This is a genomic window from Duncaniella sp., from assembly GCF_029056165.1.
Classification (GTDB): Bacteria; Bacteroidota; Bacteroidia; order Bacteroidales; family Muribaculaceae; genus Duncaniella.
The window spans coordinates 1-20,200 of record NZ_JAIDBW010000031.1 but is presented as its reverse complement, the minus strand read 5'-3'; the positions used below and the strand labels follow the sequence as shown (position 1 = coordinate 20,200).

General features: G+C 50.2%; 13 protein-coding genes and 1 pseudogene. 8 read left to right on the top strand and 6 right to left on the bottom strand.

Annotated elements, in window-relative coordinates; translation table 11 throughout:
- A pseudogene (locus tag K2G41_RS06765) lies at positions 1–290 on the top strand (IS5/IS1182 family transposase); the annotation flags it as partial.
- A gap of 154 nt (positions 291–444) precedes the next feature.
- Here the strand turns inward: K2G41_RS06765 and K2G41_RS06760 are convergent.
- Positions 445–1,011, bottom strand: a complete 567-nt coding sequence (locus tag K2G41_RS06760) for a 6-carboxytetrahydropterin synthase (RefSeq protein ID WP_300116678.1) — start codon at positions 1,009–1,011, stop codon at positions 445–447.
- A 374-nt stretch (positions 1,012–1,385) separates the two neighbouring features.
- Between K2G41_RS06760 and K2G41_RS06755 the strand changes: the two genes are divergently transcribed.
- From K2G41_RS06755 to K2G41_RS06725, 7 genes are all read left to right on the top strand, one after another.
- Positions 1,386–2,780, top strand: a complete 1,395-nt coding sequence (locus K2G41_RS06755; protein ID WP_300116676.1) for an alpha-amylase family glycosyl hydrolase — start codon at positions 1,386–1,388, stop codon at positions 2,778–2,780.
- 177 nt (positions 2,781–2,957) lie between these two features.
- Positions 2,958–4,733, top strand: a complete 1,776-nt coding sequence (locus K2G41_RS06750; protein WP_300116675.1) for a DUF6377 domain-containing protein — start codon at positions 2,958–2,960, stop codon at positions 4,731–4,733.
- A 274-nt stretch (positions 4,734–5,007) separates the two neighbouring features.
- A complete protein-coding gene (locus tag K2G41_RS06745; RefSeq protein WP_300116681.1) occupies positions 5,008–7,911 on the top strand; it encodes a SusC/RagA family TonB-linked outer membrane protein in 2,904 nt (967 codons plus the stop codon).
- An 18-nt stretch (positions 7,912–7,929) separates the two neighbouring features.
- Positions 7,930–9,726 (top strand): RagB/SusD family nutrient uptake outer membrane protein, encoded by a 1,797-nt coding sequence (locus tag K2G41_RS06740; RefSeq protein WP_300116673.1) that lies wholly within the window; start codon positions 7,930–7,932, stop codon positions 9,724–9,726.
- 15 nt (positions 9,727–9,741) lie between these two features.
- Positions 9,742–11,457, top strand: a complete 1,716-nt coding sequence (locus K2G41_RS06735; RefSeq protein WP_300116671.1) for a starch-binding protein — start codon at positions 9,742–9,744, stop codon at positions 11,455–11,457.
- Between the two features lie 5 nt (positions 11,458–11,462).
- Entirely contained in the window at positions 11,463–12,788 is a 1,326-nt protein-coding gene (locus K2G41_RS06730; protein ID WP_300116669.1) for an alpha-amylase family glycosyl hydrolase, read from the top strand.
- A gap of 45 nt (positions 12,789–12,833) precedes the next feature.
- A complete protein-coding gene (locus K2G41_RS06725) occupies positions 12,834–14,912 on the top strand; it encodes a glycoside hydrolase family 97 protein (protein WP_300116680.1) in 2,079 nt (692 codons plus the stop codon).
- Between the two features lie 221 nt (positions 14,913–15,133).
- Here K2G41_RS06725 and K2G41_RS06720 read toward each other — a convergent pair whose 3' ends face one another.
- The 5 genes from K2G41_RS06720 to sppA form a co-directional block, all read right to left on the bottom strand.
- The gene (locus K2G41_RS06720) at positions 15,134–15,637 is read right to left on the bottom strand and encodes a DUF695 domain-containing protein (protein WP_300116667.1); all 504 of its coding nucleotides are present in this window, start codon (positions 15,635–15,637) and stop codon (positions 15,134–15,136) included.
- A 180-nt stretch (positions 15,638–15,817) separates the two neighbouring features.
- Positions 15,818–16,849 (bottom strand): thiamine-phosphate kinase, encoded by a 1,032-nt coding sequence (thiL, locus tag K2G41_RS06715; RefSeq protein ID WP_300116665.1) that lies wholly within the window; start codon positions 16,847–16,849, stop codon positions 15,818–15,820.
- A gap of 134 nt (positions 16,850–16,983) precedes the next feature.
- A complete protein-coding gene (locus tag K2G41_RS06710) occupies positions 16,984–17,796 on the bottom strand; it encodes a purine-nucleoside phosphorylase (RefSeq protein ID WP_300116663.1) in 813 nt (270 codons plus the stop codon).
- 102 nt (positions 17,797–17,898) lie between these two features.
- A complete protein-coding gene (gene lpxK / locus K2G41_RS06705) occupies positions 17,899–18,996 on the bottom strand; it encodes a tetraacyldisaccharide 4'-kinase (RefSeq protein WP_300116661.1) in 1,098 nt (365 codons plus the stop codon).
- 107 nt (positions 18,997–19,103) lie between these two features.
- A partial coding sequence (sppA, locus tag K2G41_RS06700) for a signal peptide peptidase SppA (RefSeq protein ID WP_300116659.1) occupies positions 19,104–20,200 on the bottom strand: 1,097 nt, incomplete at its 5' end.

Sequence of the window (20,200 nt, the reverse complement as noted above, 5' to 3'; positions counted from 1 at the left end):
CCACCAATGCTATATTTATTACTGACCGTCAGGGTATTCCGATGGCTATGTCTGAGCCAAAATCCGGCAAGCACCATAATATTCATGAGATTGGAACGTCATTTGACCAGATTTTTGGCATGATGGAAAACGCAGGAATTTCTATTGACGGCCTTTTCCTCAATGCTGATGCCGGATTTGACTGTCACGATTTTAGAAAAAAATGCGACAGCGCCGGAATCATTGCTAATGTAGATTTCAACAATCATACCAAAAACAATGAGAATATGAATCAAGGGTATATCAGATGACCATGGTGGTCAAAGTCTGATATACCCTCTTGGTTGTTATTGAAAAGTCCGTTTGACAAGCCGTAGGGAGATACGGTCGTGTCTGTCTCGCTTGTTATAGCGGATTGTGTGTCGTGTTCGTTTCGCTTGTTATGGCGGATGGTGTGTCGGGAGATTACTTCTTGTGATAGCCGCATTTGTGGCATGCGCCGTTTTCGTCAAGGGCAATTCCGCAGAGAGGGCAGCGGTCTATTTTATTGTGTGTGTCGAATTCCATTTCCGCAGCGTTCACTCCGCTGGTGAATTTGATGCGGGCGATGTTGAGTTTGTCCTTCAGGAGATCATAAACTATCTTGATCATTCCTTCGACGGTCATAGTTTCTTTTGTGACGACGAGACGTGCATCCGGATAAGCTGTTGCCAGTTCAGTCTTGAATGCCTCACCCTTCATTGTGTTCTGAGGATGACCGTTGAGGATACCTTGTTTTTCATATACGCCGACAATGGCGGGAAGCAGCGGATCGTCCTCACGGAGTACGAGGGCATGGTCAAAGTTCTGCAACACACTCCATGCGGTCTTTCTGATTTCATTGCATGGGAACACCATATTCACACCTTCATTTACGGTATCTTCCACTTCAATGGTCATGATTCCTGTGTGGCCGTGAAGGTACTGTGCCTCACCCTTGAATCCGTAGAAACGGTGGGCATACTGAAGATCAAAAGTAGTAATACTTCTCATACGATGATTTTTAATAGATTTTTGTTGATAAAAGTTTAGTTGAATTGTGGGTGATTTCATAACACCGCAGAATGTTCATTTGTTTACTGACCCTTTGACCGAGAAGAGTGTGTCGGGTGATGCAGAGTGCTGATTATTAGGCTTACAGTGAGAAAAGTAAAGTTGAGATAAGTTTGAATTTTTCTGTTGTAAAACGCGTGTATTCAGATGATTATCCATACGGGCGTTTTGATTTTTCTATGACGTTACAAAAACCGACCGCGATACTGCGTAATTTTGCGATGAGTCAGAAATACTTGCTATTTTCTTTTCAAATCAATAAAAATTTATCATACTCGATGGAAATACGTCTGAAAAACTTTTTAATCCCTCTCATGACAGTTGTCCTCGGCTGTACTGCCTGCTCCAAGAAAGCAGCGGAGACGGTTGAGGAGCATATTCCCGAAAATCGTGTCATCTATGAGGTGTTTGTCCGTAACTTCTCACCTGAAGGCAATCTTAAAGGTGTCGAGGCACAGATCCCGCGTCTGAAAGAGTTAGGGGTAGATGTCGTATGGCTCATGCCCATATATGAACTTGGTGATACAGGCCGGTGGGGTGCATATTCAAGTCCCTACGCCATTAAGGATTACACCAAGATTGATCCCGACAACGGCACTGAACAGGATCTGCGTGATCTCGTGAAGACCATCCATGACAACGGTATGGAGATATGGTTTGACTGGGTCGGCAATCACACTGCGATGGACAATGTATGGGTCACCTCAAATCCGGAGTTCTACTCAAAGAAGGACGGCGATTTCGTCCATCCTTTCGGCGGAGCTTGGAAAGATGTCTATGAGCTTGACCGCGACAATGAGGCTATGCAGGACGAGATGGTGAAAGCCATGCAGTACTGGGTGGATAATTTTGATATTGACGGCTTCCGTTGCGACTACGCCTCCGGACCTTCTCCCGAACTGTGGCGCAAGGCATCAGAGCGGGTGCTGAAGGATGGCAAACGCGTTGCATGGCTTGCTGAGGATTCATCGAAGCCATCGCTGGTCAAGAATGGATATTTCGACTATAACTACTGCTGGGATTTTCAGGAAAAGGTGCTCAAGGAATTTGCCAATGAGCCCGAACCGGATCTCGCAATGCTCCGTAAAGCCTGCGAACAGCTTGCCAACACCGGTCTCACCGAGGGAGAATCAAAAGCACCGGAGGATACGATCACCGATCCTTACGCCGGCCGCTCGCGCATGGTCTATATTGTCAACCATGATGTGCTTCAGGATCAGGGTGGTAGCGAGGATATAGTCTATAACAAGTATTTCCGACCCTTGACCGTATTACAATTTACTGTCTATGGAATACCGCTGATCTACAACGGTCAGGAGATCCAGTATAAATCCGGCGGACGCATTTCACTCGCCGAAAAGACTCCGATCGACTGGTCACAGCCGGACACAACCATGACTGCGCTCATCAAAAATCTGACACATCTGAAGCACACACAGCCGGCACTGCGTACAGGCAGTCAGAGCGGAACTCTCACGAACCTTTCGACTACGGACGATGCTTCGATCTACGCCTACAAGCGCACGCTCGGTGATGAAAATGTGGTCGTTATGCTTAATTTCAGCGATGAGGAGAAGGAGTTCACAATCCCTGCAGGTCTCCCCGAAGGTACTTACCGTGACGCTCTCGGCGGAGAGACCGTTGAGTTCTCGCCACAGGCTTCCTTCACGCTCCCGGCATTGGGATCTGCTGTTTTCGTGAGAAAATAGCCGGCTAAATAGCCCGTCATCTGATTAAAATCCTACATTGCATCAGCAATTATTTGGTGCATAACTGACTTATTATTAATTTTACACAATCAATGTATCCGACATCACAAATTCGATGTCGGATACATTCGGATATAAAAATGTGTAAGATTGAATTCCTTAAATCTGTTATGTACAATGAGGCCACTTGTCATTCTATTATTTATACTCCTGCTTGTATCCTGCTCTGAATCGCAGCGTGGCGATGTGGCTGAGCTGCAGCAGCTTTATGGACTGTTGGATTCTGAGATTGCCAACAGCGGACAGTATGACAATGAGAAGAATCAGCGTATCACCGCATTGAAGCGGAAATATGACCTGACCACTGATAAAGCCCAACGCACGGTGCTGATCGATAGCCTCATAGAAGAATTCAACGCCTACAATGCCGATTCGGCTCTCCACTATATCACCTATAATCTCCAGCGTCCCGCCGTCAGGGATATTCCCGGTGAATACACCCGTCTGCTCATAAAAAGGGCTGATGTCTATGCCCATGCAGGCTTGTTTGCCGATGCGCTTGTCGCCATGCAGGCCATTCCGCGTGATTCGCTAAGCCCATCGTTGTTGGAGTCATATTACACCACGTATTGTGGCCTCTACCAATATCTGAGCGAATATACGAGTGAGCACGAGACCGCATTGGAATATGAAAAGAAACGCGCTCTCTATGCCGATTCGTTAGGGCAGGTGATTGATCCGGATTCATTCAATCATCTTGTTTTCGTAATGTCTGAGATGGCGCGTAACGGTGAGTCCGACAAAGCCATCGAATCATTGTCGCGTCATCTCGAAATGTATCCGTCAGGGACGAGATCCTATTCGATTTTGGCCTCGACCCTTGCCTATATCTATAAGACAGCCGGATTCCCGGACGAGTATAAGCGTTACCTTGCTCTCAGTGCTATTTCGGATGTGAGGGGTGCGGTGAAGGAAAACATGTCGTTTCGCGAGGTAGCCACCGTAATGTTTGAGGATGGTGACGTCGAGAGGGCCAACCGTTATCTCAAGAAAAGTATAGCTGATGCCAATTTCTACTCCGCTCTGATGCGCAATGCCCAGTCGAGCAAGATGTTGCCTGTGATTGACGAGGCTTATTCGGCCGTGCAGAATGATCTGACCAGCCGTCTGAGGACAATGGTGACGGTGAGCAGCGTCCTTTCGATAATCCTGCTTGTGACCGTATTCCTGATCCTGAAACAGATCAGAAGTCTGCGCAAGGCCAAGGATAAGGTCAGTCTTGCCAACGAGGAGCTGAGCAAGGTCTCCGAACAGTTGAAGTATGCTAACCATGAGCTGAAGGGGAAGAACGACGAATTGCATGTGATGTCCGGAGAAATCAAGAAGGCTAATAACGTGTTGGCGGAGCAGAACGGTGAATTGAGCCGCCTCTCGCAGCAATTGAAAGCCACCAATACGGAGTTGGCAGCGAAAAATGTCGAACTGAAGGAATTCAACCGTACCAAAGAGCAGTATGCCGGACTTTTCATGGAGTATTGCTCATCTGCCATTTCATCGCTCCAGCATTATCAGCAGTCATTGCGTAATCTGACGGTTCAGGGAGGCAACAGGGCTGCGTTACTGAAAAAACTTGAATCGACCGAGATGGCCGACCAGTTGCTGAAAAACTTCTATGTCAGGTTCGATGAGGCTATTCTCAAGATCTATCCGTCGTTCGTCGAAAAATTCAATGCCCTGCTCAATCCCGGCGAGCAGATTGTCCTGAAATCCGGCGAGCTTCTCAACACCGAACTCCGCCTGTATGCCCTCATTCGAATCGGTATCGATGACAGTGCCAAGATAGCGGGTTTCCTTCGGTGTTCGATATCGACGATCTATACCTATCGTTCGAAGATCAGGAAGAGAGCCATCAATCCCGATGAATTTGAGAATGAAGTAAGGAATCTGGATTGAAAACAGACCTCTACGGGACTGAAAGAAATATTGATTTTTTGAGAGTCGCTAAGTAGCTTTATTGTTGAGTTACAGCTAATTACCCCCCCTATAAGTTTTGATTTTTATTTGATTGCCTTGACCGACTATAAAAGGTTGGCGAAATTTGCATCGTATAGTTAAAAATGCTGCACTTTCCATCGCAATCATCACTATTAAATCAATACTTATAATGAACAAAAAACCATGGAATTTACGAGCCTTCACTCTCACAGTGCTTTGGGTGATAGCTTTGATGGCTGCTCCGTTCTTGTCGGCGCAGACAGTAAATGTTTCCGGCACAGTCTCCGATCCGACAGGTGAGGTTCTGATTGGTGTCAGTGTTTCAGTAAAAGGTGATCAGACTCACGGTATCGCTACCGATTTCGATGGTCACTATACTCTCAACAAAGTTCCCTCGGACGGAACTCTCGTTTTCAGCTATGTTGGTTTTAAAGCAGTCGAAGTTCCCGTCAAAGGTCAGACCAGAATTGACGTGACAATGGAGGAGGACAGCGAGCTTCTTGACGAAGTGGTTGTCGTAGGTTACGGTTCACTCAGCCGTAAGGAACTTTCAAGCTCAATCGTTCAGGTCAATCGCGACGATTTCCAGAAAGGTGCGATGAACAACCCCATGGAAATGCTCACCGGTAAGGTGGTAGGTCTCAACGTGTCAAGCACGGCAGCTGCCAATCCTAACGGTAGCGCGGATCTTCAGGTGCGCGGTGCGACCTCGCTCAGCGCGGGCAACGGTCCTCTTATCGTGATCGACGGTGTTGCCGGCGGTGACATCCGTACACTCGCTCCGCAGGATATCGAATCGATGTCAGTACTTAAAGATGCCGCTTCGGCTGCCATCTACGGTACGCGCGGTGCCAATGGTGTCATTCTTATCACTACCAAGAAGGGAACAGGTGAGGCAGGACTCCCCGTCATCACTTACGATTCCTATGGTGCACTCGCTTTTGCAAAGGATAAGCCCGAAGTGCTTTCGCCTTACGAATGGCGACTCGCACGTCGCGGTAACGACTACGGTGCAAGCACCGACTGGTATGATCTGATCACCCGCAAGACGGCTTACGATACAAACCAGTATCTCGCTATCGACGGTTCGCTTGCCAACGGTGGTTACTACACCGCATCAATGAACTGGAAAAAGGCCAACGGTCTCGATATCGTGAGCCGCCGCGAGGAGTTCGGCGGACGTGCCGCCGTGTCGGCCAACGCGCTTGACAATCATCTCCGCATCACCGCCTCGCTCAATGCCCGCAAGGTCAAGGAGAAATGGGGTGACGATGGAATGTTTGATACCGCGCTCAGCATGAACCCTACTATTCCGGTATATAACGCAGACGGATCATACTATCAGCCCACCTCGCCGACCGACATCAAGAATCCCGTGCAGCAGCTCAGAGTGAACAAGTCGGAGGGTAACCGTACATACATCCTCGGTTCGACAGATATCAAGTACAATATCTGGAACAATGAGCATCACAATGTGAGCACCACATTCTCTTACTCATACAACTACAATGACCTGAAGAGCGACTACTACACCCCGACAACCTCCGGTGAATCATACTGGGGCGGATATGCCGGACGTGCGTCGCAGCAGTATCAGAAATGGTGGACCAACCGCGTGGAGTGGATCGGCAACTATGGCTTCCAGAACGGTGACCACGATGTGAAAGTTGTAGGAGGCTACTCTTTTGAGCGTTCCAACTGGGAGCAGATGTTCATGCAGAACAACAACTTCACCTTTGACAAACCTCTCTGGAACGGTATCGGTTCAGGTACATGGCTTGCCGACGGTAAGGCACAGATGTATGGCGGAAAGAGCCAATCGACCCTTATCGGTTTCTTCGGCCGTGTAAACTACTCTTGGAAGGGCATGATCATCGCCTCGGCTTCAATCCGTCACGAAGGTTCCACAAAGTTCGGTGCCGATCACAAGTGGGGTTCATTCCCTGCGGCATCTATCGCATGGGAAATGGCCAAAGCTCCCTTCCTTGCTGATTATGTGCAGACTGTCCAGAGTCTCAAGCCCCGTATCTCTTACGGTGTGACCGGCCGAAGCGATTTCGATGCCTACAAATCACTTGCCACATACTCGCCCGGCGGTACTTACTATATCGATGGCCAATGGGTGACCGGCTACCGTCCTTCAAACAATGCCAATCCTAACCTCGGATGGGAGAAACTTTCCAGCACCAACTACGGTATCGACTTCATGTTCTTCAACCGTATCTACGGTTCTATCGAATATTTTGACCGCCGCTCACAGGATCTTCTTTATAACTACACTGCTCCCCAGCCCCCGTATGTCTATCCTGAGATCCTCGTTAACGTAGGTACGACCAAGAATACAGGTATCGAGCTCGCCGTTACGGCCGACGCAGTGGTGAATCAGCCTGTGACATGGACCACCGGTATCAACTACTCTTACGGTACGACCAAACTCACCAAACTTTCCAATTCCATCTATCAGGCATCTTACCTCGATCTTTATCAGAAACCGGGTGTCGGCACAAGCGAATACTTCTTCCGTGTCGAGGAAGGCGGTAAGATCGGTCAGTTCTGGGGCTATGAGTATGCCGGTGTCGATGAGAACCACAATATGCTCGTCTATACCTCCGACGGTGAGAAAGTCACAGCCGCTTCAGCCGATCCCAAGGATAAGAGATATATCGGCGACGGCGCGCCCAAACACTTCCTCACTTGGAACAACACAGTCAAATGGAAGAGCTTCGACCTCAGTCTTATGTTCAACGGTGCTTTCGGCTTCCAGATCTTCAACATGCGCAGATATGGAATGGGACTCAGAGGCTGTGGTACGGACAATGTGCTCCGCAGCACCTATCTCAAAGATCGTGACGTATGGTCAGGCGGTGGAGTGATTTCATCATACTTCCTTGAGAACGGCGATTATTTCAAGCTTGAAAACGTCACTCTCGGTTACACCGTTCCCCTCAAGGACCGCCGTCTGCTCGACACCCTCCGCTTCTACATCGCTGCCAAGAATCTCTTTACAATCACCAGCTATTCCGGCACCGATCCCTCGGCTGTCCCCTCGACAGGCATCACTCCGGGTATCGACGTGACCTCGGCCTATCCGACCGCAACACAGGTGACATTTGGTGTAAACATTCGCTTCCGTTAATCTCAACATTCAGACATAATGAAAATAATCAATCATATAGCCGGTCTGCTGAGTGCGACCGCAATCGCTGTCGGATCATGGTCATGTACCAATCTCGATGAAGTAACTTTTGACCGCATCGATGCTTCGACATATTATCAGGACGAGAATAGTGTCAAGGGAGCTGTCGCATCCATCTATTCGAGTGCCCAGAGCGGATTTCTGGAATATTTCTGGTATCTCAACGAATTTTCTGCCGACCAGATCGCATGGCGTACATGGAACGGTGGCGCGTGGGGCTACGATGAGGCTGCCAAATTCGTCCTCTCGACCCAGACATGGAACTCCGAATCAGTAATCATCCGTCAGGCATGGGAACACGCATGGGAGACCATCGGCCTCTGCAACACACTTATCAACGATCTGGAGCAGATCAATGCCTCCGCGATCGGTATGACTGACGATGCGCTCAAATCCTATATCGCAGAAGTACGCACTATGCGCGCTTGGGCTTACTACAATAATTTTGAGCTTTGGGGCGGTGCGCTCCCGCTCAACATTTCTGTAGGCGGTAGCATTCCCGGTTCAGCCGATCCTGATTTCAACAAGGGTTGCGAGGTCATCTGGCAATTCATCGCCGATGAGCTTGACGGTTGCTGCAATGACCTGACCGCTGAGGATGGTTCAAGTCTGGTCCGCTCACGCATGAATCAGGGAGTGAACCGTATGCTCAAGATGCGTCTGCTCCTTAATTCACAGATCTTCACCGGAGTGGATCGCTTCAAGGAATGTGCCGAACTCTGCCAGCAGATCATTGACGGCGATTACGGTACATATAACCTTGCCGCAGATTATCGTGACATCTATGGCATCAACAATGACAAATGCTCTGAAGTCGTGTTTGCTTTCCAGATGGAAGCCGGTCGCCTGACCAACAATAACCGCAACACCCCCTTCCTCCCTTACAACTATGATGAGATGTTTGATTTCTCATGTGATCAGGGTGGCTGGAACTGTACGTGTATGGTACCGTCGAAGGACAACACCGGTACTCTCGTCCCCAACGCGGGTAGCGAGGGTGCGAAGAGCTTCCTTTTTGACTACGGTGACAAACTCGGCGCACCTTTTGACCGCATGAATGACAAGGATATCCGTAAGCAACCGTTCACCTGCGATGCAGCCGGTAACTGGAAGGGTATCTTCGCAATGGGCGCACAGATCAACTACGTGACAGGTCAACCGGTGCTTGCCGATGCCGACCTTCAGGACAAACCTCTGATTTATGTTGACCAAGTCGGTACTTTCCTCGGTCTCGGACGCGCGCTCGAACCCGTGATGAGTCCTCGCTGGGGACAGACCAACTCCGGATTCCGTGTCCTCCGTTATCCGATCTATCCTTCATCCACCGGTCTTGACTGGCGTGATGCCGATCAGGTTGAATTCCGTCTCGCCGAGGTCTATTACTCTCTTGCTGAGTGCAAGCTCCGTGCAGGTGACGCAAACAGCGCGAAGGAACTGGTCAATGACGTGCGTCAGCGTTACTACAATCCCTCTGATGTCAACACTATCGAGCAGCCCGGCCCCGGCTTCACAGCCTTCGACGCCGACTGGATGCTTAGCGAATGGGGTCTTGAGTTCCTTGATGAAGGTCGCCGCCGCCGCACTGACCTCCGCCGTTTCGACAAGTTCACACAGGGCCAGTGGTGGTTCTTCGGACGTGCGACAGAGACAGACCGTCAGATGCCGGCCAAGCGTGACCGCCGTTACGAATGGTATCCTCTCCCGCAGGTGGCTCTGATGGTGAATCCGGGTCTTGTTCAGAATCCTAACTATTAAAAAAATCAGTCAAAAATGAAGAAATTCAATATATTCGGTATCTTTTTCCTCATGCTCCTGCCTTTCCTGACAGGATGTTCGAAGGATGAGATTATATTCGACAGCGAGCTTCCGCGCTTCGAGCTGCGTCCCGGCTATCAGCTTCTTGAAGTCATCGTGCCTCAGGGGACACTTGCAACAGACAAAATCTACATCATAGGTGAGTTCAACGGTGGCATGGATGCCGTCGGCGATCCCCGCTGGCAACTTGAGAAGGCTTCCGACACGGATGTGAAGTGGGGCGTCTATCTGAATCCTGCCGACTTTATCGATGGCAAGACCCTTGCGGACGGTTACACGTTCTATTCCGTAGAGCAGGGTGAGGAGCGTTCGCTGGAGAACACCCCCGTGATCCACACCCAAGCTCCGGCACTTGGTCAGCGTCTCAATGTCCTCGTCTATCGTTGGGCTGATTACTTCAACAAACCTCAGAATCCTGATGAAATCGTTCATGACGGTTATGTGATCTATGTAGTTGATAATTCCGAGTACGACGAACTCGCCATGTATGCATGGGGCGATGCCGAGGCATTCGGCGGATGGCCCGGCATGAAGCCTACCGGCAAGGTGACCATTGATGGTGTCAACTACAAGTATTTCGATACCGGCGCGGCCAACGAAGGTCTTAACCTTAACCTTATCTTCAATAATAACGGCAACGGCAAGCAGCTCCCCGACTTCAACGTGACACTGAATCAGGATTTCTATCTTGAACTCACTCCGAGCGCAGTCACCGAATTCGATCCTTCTGCTGTGGTGACTCATGACGGTTACGCGATCTTCGTCGTCAACAATTCCGGATGGGATGATCTCTACCTCTACATGTGGGGTACGGTGAACGACCTTAACGGCGGTTGGCCCGGCATGGCACCGACCGGTACTCAGGTCATCAACGGCGTGACATATACTTACTTTGACCTTGGTGCGGCTAACTGCGATGCAGGTCTTGAGGAGCATGTGATTCTCAACAATGGCAGCGGCAAGCAGGTTGACGACGTGGTTGTCTTCAATCTTGACCGCGACGTTTATGTCGAACTATCGTCCAACCGTGCGGTAGAAATTGATCCTGCCACTTACGTCCCCGGAACAGTTGAACCCGATCCCGAACCTGTTCCTGCTGAAGAGTATAAGATCTACGTGCAGAATCTCACCGGTTGGAGCGACTTCTACATCTACGCTTACGGTGACAAGGAGATCTTTGGCGGTTGGCCCGGTGCATCGACAACCGAAGTCAAGGAAATCGGTGGAGTAAGCTATCTCGTGTTCACAGTCGAAGGTAGCGGCGAGACCGAGAATCTGATCTTCAACAACAATGCCGGTACTCAGTATGATGCTGTGACCATCACTCTTGACAAGGATTACTACATCGTAGCAAATCCTGACGGGGCAAGCATCGTGGAAGCTCCGACAAGCGAATACAAGATCTATATCGAGGATAAGACCGGATGGACTGACTTCTATGTATATGCATGGGGTGATAAGGAGATTTTCGGCGGCTGGCCCGGCGTGAAGCCTGAAGCTACCGAGACCGTTGACGGCGTTACTTACAAGGTTATCACTGTCGAGGGTAACGGCGAGACCGAGAATCTGATTTTCAACAACAATGCCGGTACGCAGTATGATGCTGCCTCGATCACTCTTGACAAAAATTATTTTATCGTCGCTAATCCCGACAAAGCTGAAATGAAGTAAGATCCATGAACAAGATAACATCAATCATTGCAACGGTGGCAGCTTTTGCCGCCACCGGTTGCACTTCCTACGAGATAGATATGCCCGCCAATCCGGCTGCTCCTGTGATAGGCGACGAAGTTTCGACAAACGTGATCTATCAGGCCAACCCCCGTTTCTTCGGTGAGAATGACTGCCTGAAGGGTCTGACCGCCCAGCTCACGCGCATTTCCGACATGGATTGTGATATCCTTTGGGTGATGCCGGTCTATGAGACTGGTGAGCTCAACGGTATCGGTTCTCCCTACTGTATCCGTAATTTCACGTCACTCAATTCCCGCTACGGAACCATGGATGACATGAAGAACCTTGTCAACACGGCTCACTCCAAGGGGATGAAGGTTATCCTTGACTGGGTTGCCAACCACACTGCATGGGATTGTCCTTGGATCACCCAGCACCCCGACTGGTATATGAAGGATGCCGAGGGCAATATCGTTTCGCCTTCCGGATGGAGCGATGTGGCTCAGCTCAACTTCGATAATTCAGAGGTGCGCACGGCCATGAAGGATGCCATGACATATTGGGTGAACCAGCTGTCGATCGACGGTTTTCGTTGTGACTATGCCGACGGTGTTCCGCAGGATTTCTGGAGCAATGTCATCACGGATCTCCGTGCAATCAATCCCGATATGATCATGCTCGCCGAGACTGCCAATCCTGAGTATTATGCCGATGGCTTCAATATGATTTATGACTGGGAGAGTGCAACCACAATCTCTGCTGCATTCAACGGCGGCAAGCCTGCCAACGTTGTCAAGGAGGCCAAGGAAGCTCTCGCAAAAGTTCCCGACGGAAAGTCGATCCTGCGCTATGTGTTCAATCACGATGTGGCTGCTGAGAATAATGTCGCCACCATGTTCGGATCGCCTGAAGGTGTACCTGCCGCCTACGTTCTCGCATCAATGCTCAACGGTACTCCTATGATCTATTCCTCAATGGATGTCGAAGGTCTTTCAGGCAAGCTCTCGTTCTTCGATTACAGGACGCTTGATTTCTCGACCCCTCTCTCAGACGTATATAAGAGCATCAATTCTGCGTTCAAGGCTTCGGCTGAAGTGCGTCGCGGCGAACTGCGTGACTACTCCAATTCTTCTGTCGTATGCTTTACGCGTGCCATTCCCGGTCATAATCTCCTTGTAGCGGTCAACGTTACCGGAAGCACGCAGACCGTAAGAACTCCGATCGTTCTTGCCGGTGCAGCTATGACCGATCTCATCAAGAGTACTTCGGTCACAGCTCCTGTCGAGATTGAGCTTGAACCATACGCTTACGTTATTTTGATGAACTAATCTTCTTTCGGATTTTTAATGAAGAAAAAACTGATATCACTCTGTATGCTCGCGGGCGTCATGCAAATGGCGGCCGTGAGCATAACTTCACCGGATGGCAACTTCGTCCTGCGTGTGGAGCTTACTCCTTCGGGTGCTCCCTATTACACGCTTGACTATAAGAACAAGCCGGTGGTGGAGGCAAGCGCACTGGGCCTTAAATCCGATCAGACGGACCTGACGGACGGATTCCGTATCGCCGGCACTGATACAATCACTGTGGATCGCACATGGGAACCTGTGTGGGGCGAATACTCCACGATCCGTGATAACTTCAAGGAGATGGCTGTCAATCTGGTTGATGAAGATCGCCAGCGCGAGATGACCATACGCTTCCGCCTGTTTAATGACGGACTCGGCTTCCGCTACGAGCTCCCTGTACAGAAAGGCCCGAACCATCTTACTGTCAAGGATGAGCTTACGGAATTTAATTTTACCGGCAATCATAAGCTCTACTGCATTCCCGGCGATTATGACACGGACGAATACCTGTGGTCCGAAACGACGTTTACAGATCTTCCGGAGGCTCTTGAAAGCTATGGAAAGCATTCAGAAGCGCAGCGCGTAGAAGGTCTGACCATCCAGACGCCAATGCTGCTCAAGACGGACGACGGTGTATATATCAACGTTCATGAGGCTGCTCTCGACGGCTATCCCGCTATGCTCCTTGATGTAGATCCTGAGACCTACACAATGAAGTCACACCTTGTCCCGGACCGTCTGGGTGTAAGTGCCTATCTTGAATTGCCTTTCAGCACTCCGTGGCGAACCCTCATTGTCAGCGATGATGCCCGCGACATACTTTCGTCGCAGCTTGTCCTCAATCTCAATGAACCGTGTAAGATAGAGGATACATCATGGATCAAGCCTATGAAGTTCATGGGTGTATGGTGGGAGATGTTTACCGGTTATCAGAAAACTTGGGCTTATTCCGACGATCCTCTTGCGAAACCCGGTGTGACCGACTATACCAAGCTAACTCCTAACGGCCGTCATCCGGCCAATACCGAAAACGTCAAGCGTTACATCGATTTTGCCGCCAAGCACGGTATTGATGGGGTGCTCGTGGAGGGTTGGAACGAAGGTTGGGAAGACTGGGCCGGTTACCGAAAGAACCGTCAGTTCCTCTTTGACAAACCTTATCCCGACTTCAATGTAGAGGAACTGCGCGACTATGCGAAGGAGAAGGGAGTGAAGCTCATCATGCACCATGAGACAGCTGCCAATGCCGCTGACTATGAGCTTCAGCTCGACCGCGCATTCCAGTTCATGAAGGATAACAATTATGATGCTGTAAAGACCGGTTATGTGGGGGCTATCATCCCGCGTTCCGAACATCACACCTCGCAGTGGATGGTAGATCATGCCCGCAACGTCATTGAACGTGCAGCCGATTATCAGATTATGGTCGATAGCCATGAAGCTCCGCGCCCGACAGGTCTCTGCCGCACATATCCCAACTGGCTTGCTCAGGAGTCGGCCAGAGGTGGCGAATTTGAGTCGATGGGCGGCAATCCTCCGTCACACACCTGTATCCTCCCCTTCACCCGTCTGAAAGGAGGTCCGATGGACTACACTCCGGGTCTGTTCGAGACCAAGATGAGTTATTATGGAGAGGGTAAGGATTCGCAGGCTGGCACAACGCTCGCTCGTCAGCTTGCGCTCTATCTCACCATGCCCTCGCCGATGCAGATGGCGTGTGACCTGCCTGAGAACTACGAGCGTTTCCCGGATGCTTTCCAGTTCATAAAGGATGTCCCTGTGGATTGGGCTGATTCGAAATATCTCGAAGCCGAGCCTAACAGGTATATAACCGTTGCACGCCTCGACAAGAACTCGGATGACTGGTACGTCGGTGCGATCACTGATGAAAACGGAAGGACTGCCGAGATTGATCTCAGCTTCTTGCCTGCAGGTGAAAAGTACGTGGCAACCATCTATGAGGATGCGCCTGATGCTCACTGGAAGGATAATCCGCAGGCTTACCGCATAAGGACTGTCAAAGTGAAACCCGGAACAAAACTGAAGCAGAATCTTGCGCCCGGCGGCGGAGCTGCCATCCGGATTTCAAAAGAACCAAAATGACGACAGTACAATTTCAGGTAAAAAAGATTGTAAAAGTTTTGTAAAACAAATGTTCCTTATGGAGGCTTGCGTGTGAACGTAGGCCTCCTGATTTTGATATTGAATGACGCTGTTTTTTTGATTTTAAATGAACTGTGTCAAAATCAACTCCGTTGTAGGGCCTGCGCTTGCGCAAGCCCTACAATCCGGAATTTATATCTATTTTGGCGCAGCCACGTTAATTATCCTAACCACCAATGTGCTTCTTTGAAGTCGGGATCTTCGTCCATTACATATTCGAATTGAAGAGGATATTTCCCGGATTTAATGATGGCTTGGAGCTGGCTGTTTGCCTTTTCGGGATTATTCACGTACCACATGGCATGTGTCTTACCCGCACCTGTCACCCTGCCTAAGTACAGGGCGTTCGGATGGTCCTTGTCATCGGCGAGGAGATCATGCAGATAGTCTGTGAAATCCTGCATGATAGCAGCGTCAGCCTTATCTGGCATCTCGTCTCCGACAGTCTTTTCATATCGTATGATGAGTGACAGATACCACCGGAAAGGGTCTTTGGGTGAGAGATCCAAGATTGATGTATTCAGCAGGCAGACGTAGGGCTTGCCGTCGATTTTCGTGTCGGCCAGCTGAAGGGTTTCCTCCGGGATAAAGACTGAAAATTCACCGGAGGGTTTCACTTTCGGGGTAGTGCTTTCTTTTGATGCTTTTTTCCAAAAATTCCACATAAACGAAACGGATTTAGACTTGAAAAAGAAATCTCAGACTTTACATTTTTATTGTCTTATATGCTTGGTCTGAGATCTTTATTTTAGAGATTTTTGATCATCCCTGCATCTATTGTGTCATAAAGAGCCATCTTTTAAGGATAGGCCCTAATGATAAATGTGTGGAGGATGATTTCTGTTTTACGCTTTCTCCGGAGCGGCGAGAGGATTCCAGCCTTGGGCGCGGAGGGGTATTTCAGCTCCGTCGCGGGTGATCATGGCGCATCCGAGTGAGGGTTTGGTTATGTGGCCGATGAGTTTCACGCCGGGGAGTTTTTCTATTTGCTCATGATAGTGGAGGGGTACGGTGAAGAGAAGTTCATAATCCTCTCCGCCGTTGAGAGCTGCGGTCACGAGATTCATTCCGAGTTCCTCGGCCATGATTGCAGTCTGGTAGTCGATTGGGATACGGTCCTCATAGATGCGGCATCCGGTGTCGCTCTGCTTGCAGATGTGGAGGAGTTCGGAGCTGAGGCCGTCGCTGATATCCATCATGGATGTGGGGACTATGCCGGCCTTGTCGAGCTCCTCGATAATGTCGCGGCGTGCTTCAGGTTTTAGCTGACGCTCCACGAGATATTCCTTGCCGTTGAACTGGGGGATGAAGTCTTTCTGTCCGGCGGACGCCACTTTCTCGCGTTCGAGGAGCTGCAATCCCATATAGGCTGCTCCGAGATCGCCTGACACGCAGATGAGGTCGGTATCTTTTGCACCTGAACGTTTCACGACCTTGTCTGCGGGAGCTTCGCCGATACAGGTAATGGAAATGACGAGTCCCTGACGAGAGGAAGTAGTGTCGCCACCGACGAGATCCACGCCGTAGATCTCACAGGCAAGACGTATGCCTGCAAAAAGTTCCTCGATGTGTTCGACGGTGAAACGCTTGGATATGCCGAGCGATACAGTGATCTGTTTCGGACGGCCGTTCATGGCATAGACATCCGAGAAGTTTACTATGGCCGATTTGTAACCGAGGTGTTTGAGCGGGACGTAGGTGAGGTCGAAGTGGACACCTTCGAGGAGAAGATCTGTAGTGACAAGGATATCGGTGTCGTGGTTGCGGAGTATGGCACAGTCATCACCGACACCCTTTATGGTTGAAGGATTGACGGGGTCAAGACCTTTGGTGAGGCGGTCGATCAGACCGAATTCGCCTAATTCTGATATTTCCATATTGTGACAGTAGGGGGATTAGAAGCGTGGAAGTGTGGATGGTTGATATGTATAAGGCCACCGCAAGCGATGGCCCTAAACTCTATCGGGTTGATCCGTTATCGTATTAATTACAAGTATGACGGCTGACTTGTTCAGCAGCGGTTGACGAGTTCCTTCATGATCTCAAGGCACTTGGGCTGGGCAATGAGCGCGGCCTGCTGTACTTCCTCATGGGTGGGGACTTGGGTCACATCCTTTCCGCCAAGGTCGGTGATCACGGAGAGGCCATAGACACGCATACCTGCGTGGTTGGCCACGATGACTTCAGGAACGGTTGACATGCCCACACAGTCGCCACCGATGATGCGGTAGAACTCATATTCGGCAGGGGTCTCGAAAGTAGGTCCTGTGACACCGACATATACGCCGTGCATGAGTCGGATACCCTTTTCCTCGGCGATCTGATCGGCAAGTTTCATGAGTTCCTTGTCGTAAGCGTTGGTCATGGCGGGGAAGCGTGTGCCAAGCTCGTTATAGTTCTTGCCACGGAGGGGAGATTCGGGGAAGAGGTTGATATGATCCGTGATTGTCATCACGTCGCCAACCTGAAATTCCTTGTTCATGCCGCCCGAAGCATTGCTGACGAAGAGGGTATCCACTCCGAGTGCCTTGAATACACGCACAGGGAAGGTGACCTGCTTCATGTCATAACCCTCGTAGTAGTGGAAGCGGCCCTGCATGGCAATGACGCGCTTGTCACCGAGGCGGCCGAAGATGAGGTTGCCGCTATGGCCTTCGACGGTAGAGATGGGGAAGTTGGGGATTTCGGAGTAGGGGATATAGAGTTTATCTTCGATATGGTCAACGAGCGCACCGAGACCAGTTCCGAGGATAATGGCTGTAGTAGGCATTTCATCCACTTTCGAGCGGAGAAAATCTGCTGTCTGCTTGATCTTTTCTAACATGTTTCTTATGATATTGATGATTATGGATGGCGGTGGTCAGTTAGCAGTCGCTTATTTGTCCTCATTTAGTAATAAGAGGTATAAAAAGAGGCATACTGGCCGCTAAGCTTTAAACAAGCGTGAGTCGCGGATAGTTTTCTCAAGCCCTGAAGTAAAGTCGGGCTCTCCACGGTCGATGAATTCGACTTTGATGGGGACGTAGAATATCGACTTCTTGAGATGATGCGGGAAGTAGGGATTGTTTAATATGCGTACAGCATCCTTCTCGGTAGTGACGATAAATTTACGTTTGGCAGTCAGTCCGTCGAATAGTCGTGAGATCTCTTCCATGTCCGACGACGTGAAGTTGTGGTGATCCGTGAAACGTTTGAGTTTCACTTTAAGTTTCTGACGGCGCAGGAAACGGACAAAAGGTTTCGGGTTGGCCACGCCGGTGATCACGAGCACGGAAGTGTCCGTGCTGCGGGCATCGAGCGACGGGATGTCGGGAGCTTCCTCCGGGAAAACCGGGACGAGATGGCCGTAGTTATAGCGTGAGAAGTAAAGTTTCTGATAGGGGAACAGTTTCAGATTCTCCTCAAACAGACGGTAGTCCATGGCTTTCATGCCGGGAGGACATTTGGTTACGATCACGATTTCCGCACGGTTGAGTGCGCGGGGCGACTCGCGGAGACGTCCGTAAGGCAGAAGTTTGTCCATGAACACCGGACGGTTGTACTCGGTCAGGATCACGGAAGCCCAAGGCTTGACGTAGCGGTGCTGGAAAGCATCGTCGAGGATTATGATATCGAGCTTAGGATTGATTTCACGCATCTTCGTGATGCCCTCCGTTCGCTTCTCGCAAACGGCAAGTGTGATATCGGGACCGAATTTGCGATAGATCTGATATGATTCGTCACCGATATCCTCCGGACGTGACTGCGGAGTGGCAAGCACGAATCCTTTGGTGGCGCGTTTGTAGCCGCGCGACAGTACTCCTACATTGTATCGGCCGAGAAGGGATTCGACGATATACTCTACGTGGGGAGTCTTTCCGGTACCTCCCATTGCGAGATTACCGACCACCACGATGGGAATGTCGAATTCCTGTTGTTTGAGCATTCCGTACTCAAACATCTTGTTGCGCACGGCTACACCCAGCCCGTAAAGACGCGAGATGGGATAGAGCAGGAGCATGGATAAGAGTTTGCTACGGGCCAAAATTTTGTTTCTGTAGGTTTGACAATAAGAACCATCCGGCTTCAAACCGTATAGCTCCGATTAATTCGGGGAGATAAGCATTCAGTCTGTCAGGAACGCCGTTGGTGTCAGAAACGGAGTTCCGTGAACTCCATCCGGCACTGTATCGGTGCCATTCCCTTGATCTGACGGACAGTCTCATAGATTGAAGCAGCTTCGCCAAGCTCACTGCGGATGAATGAGGCTTTGATATCAGTCCCGGCAGTCTCGATGATCTGTTCATACCATTTTGACTTGACTGAAGGGAAGGTGCTGATGGTGTAGGATTCCACATTGAGTTCCGAGGCTATTGCTGCAATCGCATCGTTGAGACCTCCGAGCTGGTCAACAAGTCCTAACTTTATGGCTTCGCTTCCGTCCCATACACGGCCTTCGGCAATTGCCTTGATTGAGTCCTGTGAGATATGGCGTCCTTCGGCACAGCGTTTGGTGAAGAGGTCATAGCCACGCTCCACATAAGCTTGCATTGCATTTGCCTGTCGCGGTGTCATAGGCTTGCTGCCGTCGGGAAGCAGTGCGTCGGGATTAGTGGCTACTGTTACGTAGTTGATGCCGACCTTATCCTTGACAAGATGCTCGTAATTGGGGATTATACCGAAGATGCCGATAGAGCCGGTGAGAGTGGTAGGATGCGCGAAAATCTTGTCGGCACCGCAGCTGATGTAGTAACCGCCCGATGCTGCATAGTCGGCCATCGATACATAGAAGGGTTTGCCGGAGATCTTCTTGAACTGCTGGAGAGCCTCCCAGATCTGTTCGGAAGCGTATGCGCTACCGCCGGGGGAGTTGACATACATCACAAGAGCGTCAATGTCTTCATTCTCCGCGAGATCGAGGATTTCCGGAACCATAGCGGATGAACTGATTTCGTCATCGCCGTTATCGACAATCTCACCGCAGGCATAGAGCACGGCGATGTTCGCGCCCTTGCCGTTGCCCACTTTTGAGTTGTCGATGGTGGTTGCATAGTCGGCTGTCGATACGGTCCGTAGATTCTTGACCTTATCTTGTCCGGTGAGATCGGCGAGACGCTGATCAAATTCATGACGGTAGAGGAGGCCATCGACGATTTTTTCGGGGAGATAGGCTTCGGTCGCTTGGACGGCAACGAGATTGTTAGCCCAGTCATTGACTTTCTGCACATCTACTCCGCGGCCTTCAGCGA

Coding starts and splice junctions, on each gene's coding strand:
- K2G41_RS06760 (WP_300116678.1), bottom strand. CDS start 1,011: ATGAGAAGTATTACTACTTTTGATCTTCAGTATGCCCACCGTTTCTAC.
- K2G41_RS06755 (WP_300116676.1), top strand. CDS start 1,386: ATGACAGTTGTCCTCGGCTGTACTGCCTGCTCCAAGAAAGCAGCGGAG.
- K2G41_RS06750 (WP_300116675.1), top strand. CDS start 2,958: ATGAGGCCACTTGTCATTCTATTATTTATACTCCTGCTTGTATCCTGC.
- K2G41_RS06745 (WP_300116681.1), top strand. CDS start 5,008: ATGGCTGCTCCGTTCTTGTCGGCGCAGACAGTAAATGTTTCCGGCACA.
- K2G41_RS06740 (WP_300116673.1), top strand. CDS start 7,930: ATGAAAATAATCAATCATATAGCCGGTCTGCTGAGTGCGACCGCAATC.
- K2G41_RS06735 (WP_300116671.1), top strand. CDS start 9,742: ATGAAGAAATTCAATATATTCGGTATCTTTTTCCTCATGCTCCTGCCT.
- K2G41_RS06730 (WP_300116669.1), top strand. CDS start 11,463: ATGAACAAGATAACATCAATCATTGCAACGGTGGCAGCTTTTGCCGCC.
- K2G41_RS06725 (WP_300116680.1), top strand. CDS start 12,834: ATGCTCGCGGGCGTCATGCAAATGGCGGCCGTGAGCATAACTTCACCG.
- K2G41_RS06720 (WP_300116667.1), bottom strand. CDS start 15,637: ATGTGGAATTTTTGGAAAAAAGCATCAAAAGAAAGCACTACCCCGAAA.
- thiL (WP_300116665.1), bottom strand. CDS start 16,849: ATGGAAATATCAGAATTAGGCGAATTCGGTCTGATCGACCGCCTCACC.
- K2G41_RS06710 (WP_300116663.1), bottom strand. CDS start 17,796: ATGTTAGAAAAGATCAAGCAGACAGCAGATTTTCTCCGCTCGAAAGTG.